The sequence below is a fragment of the Photobacterium sp. OFAV2-7 genome (assembly GCF_022347985.1).
In the GTDB taxonomy this organism is placed as follows: domain Bacteria; phylum Pseudomonadota; class Gammaproteobacteria; order Enterobacterales; family Vibrionaceae; genus Photobacterium.
This window is the reverse complement of record NZ_JAKRFQ010000455.1, coordinates 1-4,036: the sequence shown is the minus strand read 5'-3', so window position 1 is coordinate 4,036 and position 4,036 is coordinate 1. Positions and strand designations below refer to the sequence as shown.

The 4,036-nt window shown below is 48.3% G+C and carries 4 protein-coding genes; 3 read left to right on the top strand and 1 reads right to left on the bottom strand.

All coding sequences use genetic code 11. The annotated features are described in order from the left end of the window. Positions 1-287: 287 nt before the first annotated feature. Genes MHN01_RS18835 through MHN01_RS18825 form a run of 3 tightly spaced genes read left to right on the top strand, consistent with a single transcriptional unit; the run spans position 288 to position 3,490 of the window. Positions 288-1,484: an RtcB family protein gene (locus tag MHN01_RS18835; protein WP_239412757.1), complete on the top strand. Its 1,197-nt coding sequence runs from the start codon at positions 288-290 to the stop codon at positions 1,482-1,484. A 55-nt stretch (positions 1,485-1,539) separates the two neighbouring features. Next, on the top strand, positions 1,540-2,316 hold the full coding sequence (locus MHN01_RS18830) for a hypothetical protein (RefSeq protein ID WP_239412756.1): 777 nt from the start codon (positions 1,540-1,542) through the stop codon (positions 2,314-2,316). Between the two features lie 16 nt (positions 2,317-2,332). Further along, complete coding sequence (locus MHN01_RS18825) at positions 2,333-3,490, top strand: MBL fold metallo-hydrolase (RefSeq protein WP_239412755.1); 1,158 nt, start codon at positions 2,333-2,335, stop codon at positions 3,488-3,490. 106 nt (positions 3,491-3,596) lie between these two features. Here the strand turns inward: MHN01_RS18825 and MHN01_RS18820 are convergent. Next, positions 3,597-4,036, bottom strand: a 440-nt coding sequence (locus tag MHN01_RS18820) for a class I tRNA ligase family protein (protein WP_239412754.1), incomplete at its 5' end; no start/stop codon positions are given.

Sequence of the window (4,036 nt, the reverse complement as noted above, 5' to 3'; positions counted from 1 at the left end):
TAAATAAGCATATGATAGCGTTTAAAGTTGTCGCCAATTTAATGCTGGGCTATCTTTATCTGCTCAAAATAGTATCAACAATTCACGTTATGGTGCAATGATAAATTACTCATTTCATTGAAAAATAGATTTGTGACGAAAAGTATTTATTTCATGCTGTTTAATAATGATGTTCGGTGATGTTATTCTAAATGTCTCAAAAATAATAAGAAATATAGGTCCATGCTATATAGGCCTATAATGTGTAGAGTAGTTGCTGGGCGTAATCACGCAACGAGGCGAATGCTATGCCAGTGCTTACTGTTTATCCTCCGACTGAACACCAGCCCCATCCGGTAAAAGTGTGGACCACTGATATTGATGTGCAGACTGGCGAGCAGCTTAAAAGAACCGCTTCTTTGCCGTTCATTTATCATCATGTTGCCGGAATGCCCGATGTTCACCTTGGTAAAGGGGCGACGATTGGCAGCGTTATTTCGACGGTGAAAGCGATCATACCCGCCGCCGTCGGTGTCGATATAGGTTGCGGTATCAATGCTGCTCGCCTGTCGCTGACAGCCTCGGATCTGCCCGATAATCTCAAAGAGCTCCGCTACGCAATTGAGTCAGTTATTCCGGTGGGACCGGGCCATGAGCACCAAACTGCCAAGATCAGGGGAGATTCTGAATTGGCCAAGGGGCTGGACAAGATCGTGCAGGAGAATCCTGAGTTACGGAAAATGATAAAACCGGGGCGCTGGGCACATCAAGCAGGCACGCTGGGAGGAGGAAACCACTTTTTCGAACTCTGTCTCGATGAATCGGATAACCTCTGGGTAATGTTGCACTCTGGCAGCCGGGGGATTGGCAATGCGATTGGCCGCTATTTTATTACCCAGGCCAAACGGGATATGGAACGTCATCATATTCACTTGCCTGATGCAGATTTGGCTTATTTCCAGGAAGGTGCTCGCTATTATCACGGTTACATCAAGGCGGTGAGCTGGGCACAGGAATATGCTCGTATAAACCGGGAACTGATGATGAAGGCTGCGCTTCGGATCCTCGCTCGTTACCTGCCAGACTTTTCAGTAACCCAGGAAGCGATAAACTGCCACCATAACTATATTGAACGTGAAGTGCACTTTGGCCGAGAGGTATGGGTGACTCGCAAGGGAGCGATTCGGGCTGCATTGGGGGATTTGGGCGTGATCCCCGGTAGTATGGGCACCTGCTCTTACGTTGTGCGCGGAAAAGGCAATCCGGAGTCATTTTTCAGTTGTAGTCATGGGGCTGGTCGAAGACTGTCTCGTACTCAGGCGAAAAAGCAATATACGGTGCAAGATCTGAGAGAGCAGACAGCTGGTGTTGAGTGCCGTAAAGATAAAGGGGTGATCGACGAGATCCCACAAGCATACAAAGACATAGATACGGTAATGAAAAACCAGAGTGACTTGGTTGAGGTGGTCCATACCCTGCGACAGATAGTCAATATCAAGGGTTAATTATACTTATAACAAAGGTTGGTTACTCGACCGCCTATTGATAGCGGATCTGGTTATGGTATTACCGCAGCAGCAACTCTCATATACGCAAGGCGTGGATCATCTATTTCAAACATTATTAAAGCAGCATGAGCGAGTTCTGTTGTTCGGCCCGACCGGTGCTGGCAAAAGCTACCTGGCGGCCGAACTGGCAAGACGACTTAGCGCGGTCGATCAGTCGTGTGTATGCCTCAGTGCAGATCCCGGGTCACCGAAGTTCGGTGTGCCGGCGGCGGTTAACATCGGTATCTGGAGAGGTGACCAGTGGCGGTTAGCTGACTTTGAAGCTTTGTGTAGCCTGGATGCTGCACGTTTTCGTTTACCGCTGGCAGAGGCGGTGAGTCGTTTGCTGTTAAGAACCACCATAAAGCACTCCTTGCTTATTGATGCCCCAGGGATGACCAGGGGAGTGGCGGCGGCAGAGTTGCTAACTACTTTGATAAACCTGACGGCTGCAACGGTACTGGTTGTATTGGATGACAATCAGGACGGCTCAATTGATCTGGAGCCCGAGATTGGCAGCATCAACCTCCCTGTTATATGGATTTCAAGTTCAGAATATGCCCGAGCTCCCGGCCGATTTCAGCGTTTAACGTGGCGTACACAACTGTGGGATTCCTATATGGACGGTGCAGAGGAAACCATTTTGCCGATTGATAGCATCGCTGTGCTGGGTACGCCTCCTCCGATTGAAGAACCGGAAAAATGGTGTGGCCGATTGATTAGCCTGAGTGATGAAGACGGGTTGATCAGCATGGGCGGAAGTGCTCGAACTCGAGAAGGAGAATGTTAGGTTACGGTGTCACGGGGTGGAGCGTTTACCCTCTCAGCTATTGTTGCGTGACGCATGGCACTTACCGGGGCAAAAACTGGTGACTGCCAATCACTGGAAGAAGCCAAAGTCAGATACAACTGCATTTAAGGGCTCTTCGCTAGTGTACCCATCAGATCATCGAGAGTCGGTTCGCAGTACTCAGATCCGCCGCAGAGATATCACTGCGGAATTGGTAAATAGCCTGTTCGAAGATCCCTTGTTATTGCTCAAAACTAATTGGAGTCGGCGCTGCCTGCTGTTTGATCTTGGCAATACCTCACGACTACCAATGCGACACACTCATAATGTCAGCCATATCTTCATTACTCATGCCCATTTTGATCATATTGGTGGCTTTATGGGGTTGCTTCGTGTTCGGCTGGGCGCACCCGCCTCTTGCACCCTGTATGGCCCACCGGGCTTGGCACGACATATTGCCGGTATGCTTAGCGGTATCCTGTGGGATCGTATTGGTGATAACGGTCCAGAATTTAATATTGCCGAGCTGCATGGAGAGATATTACGCTGTTTTTGCCTTAGGGCCGGGTCGGAAGAAGTGGTCGTGATGCCAGACAGGCGAGTGAAGGACGGTATTATTCACCAGGAAGAGCGTTTTTTGGTACGCGCCGTCGAACTGGATCATGGTACGCCTGTGCTGGCTTATGCTTACGAGCCTGTGTCTGCTGTTGTTGTCAGTGAAGAAGCTCTCTCAGAGCTTGAGTTACAGCCTGGCCCCTGGTTAGGCAAACTCAAGTACGCCTATATGGCGGGTGATCATGGACTCTCGGTAACATTACCTAATGGAGAAAATCGGCTGGTAGGGGAGTTGGCAAGTCGACTGCTTTATAAGCAGGCAGGTAAAAAGCTCGTATATGCCACAGATCTTGCCGATACTATTCAAAATAGGGATAAGCTGGTAGCTTTGGCACGAAATGCTGGCACACTGATATGTGAAGCTTCATTTTCCCGGGATGATCAGTTTCGGGCAGTCAATAACGGTCATTTGACGACTACTGCATGCGGTGAAATTGCCGCTGCAGCCGATGTTGAGCAGCTAATGCCGTTCCACTTTTCACGTCGTTATGAAGGCGATCCTGAAAGAATGTATCGCGAAATAGAAGATGTTTTTTCGCGGGTTGTCAGAATTTCCTGACCACCTTTGTTACAGAGTTCTCAGGCCGTGAACTGAATGATGCTCAACGGCCTGAAAATACGCTGTAGCGCTACTTGTCAGCTGTGCTAATAATCAGCAGTATCAATTAGTTACTGAGCTGAATCCTTTCAAAGTGGCTATTGGCTTGGCTGATATTGATAGCGCTTAATTCAATGCTGGAGCGTAATAAGCACTCAGAGGTATCAATACCAAACTCGGCCAGCACACTGTCCGAAAGCTTCGGGGTTATGGGAGCGTAGCTTAGCACTACCTGACGAAGAATATTACTTACCACAAAGCAGGTGTTTTTCACATGTTGGCTATCTTGTCCTTTGCTGATGAGCCAAGGTGTCCGATGGTGAAAGAAAGTATTCAACTGATCAAGGATTTGTTTCAGGATTAAAGTAGCCTGATATAAATCATATTTTTTGTAACAGTGAATGGTTCTTTCAAGCTCCGGCTGACAGGATGCCAGCAACTGCTCACACTCATCATCGAGGGAATGTTTAATGGCTTCCTCCAATTGGCCATCAAAGTACTTCAATA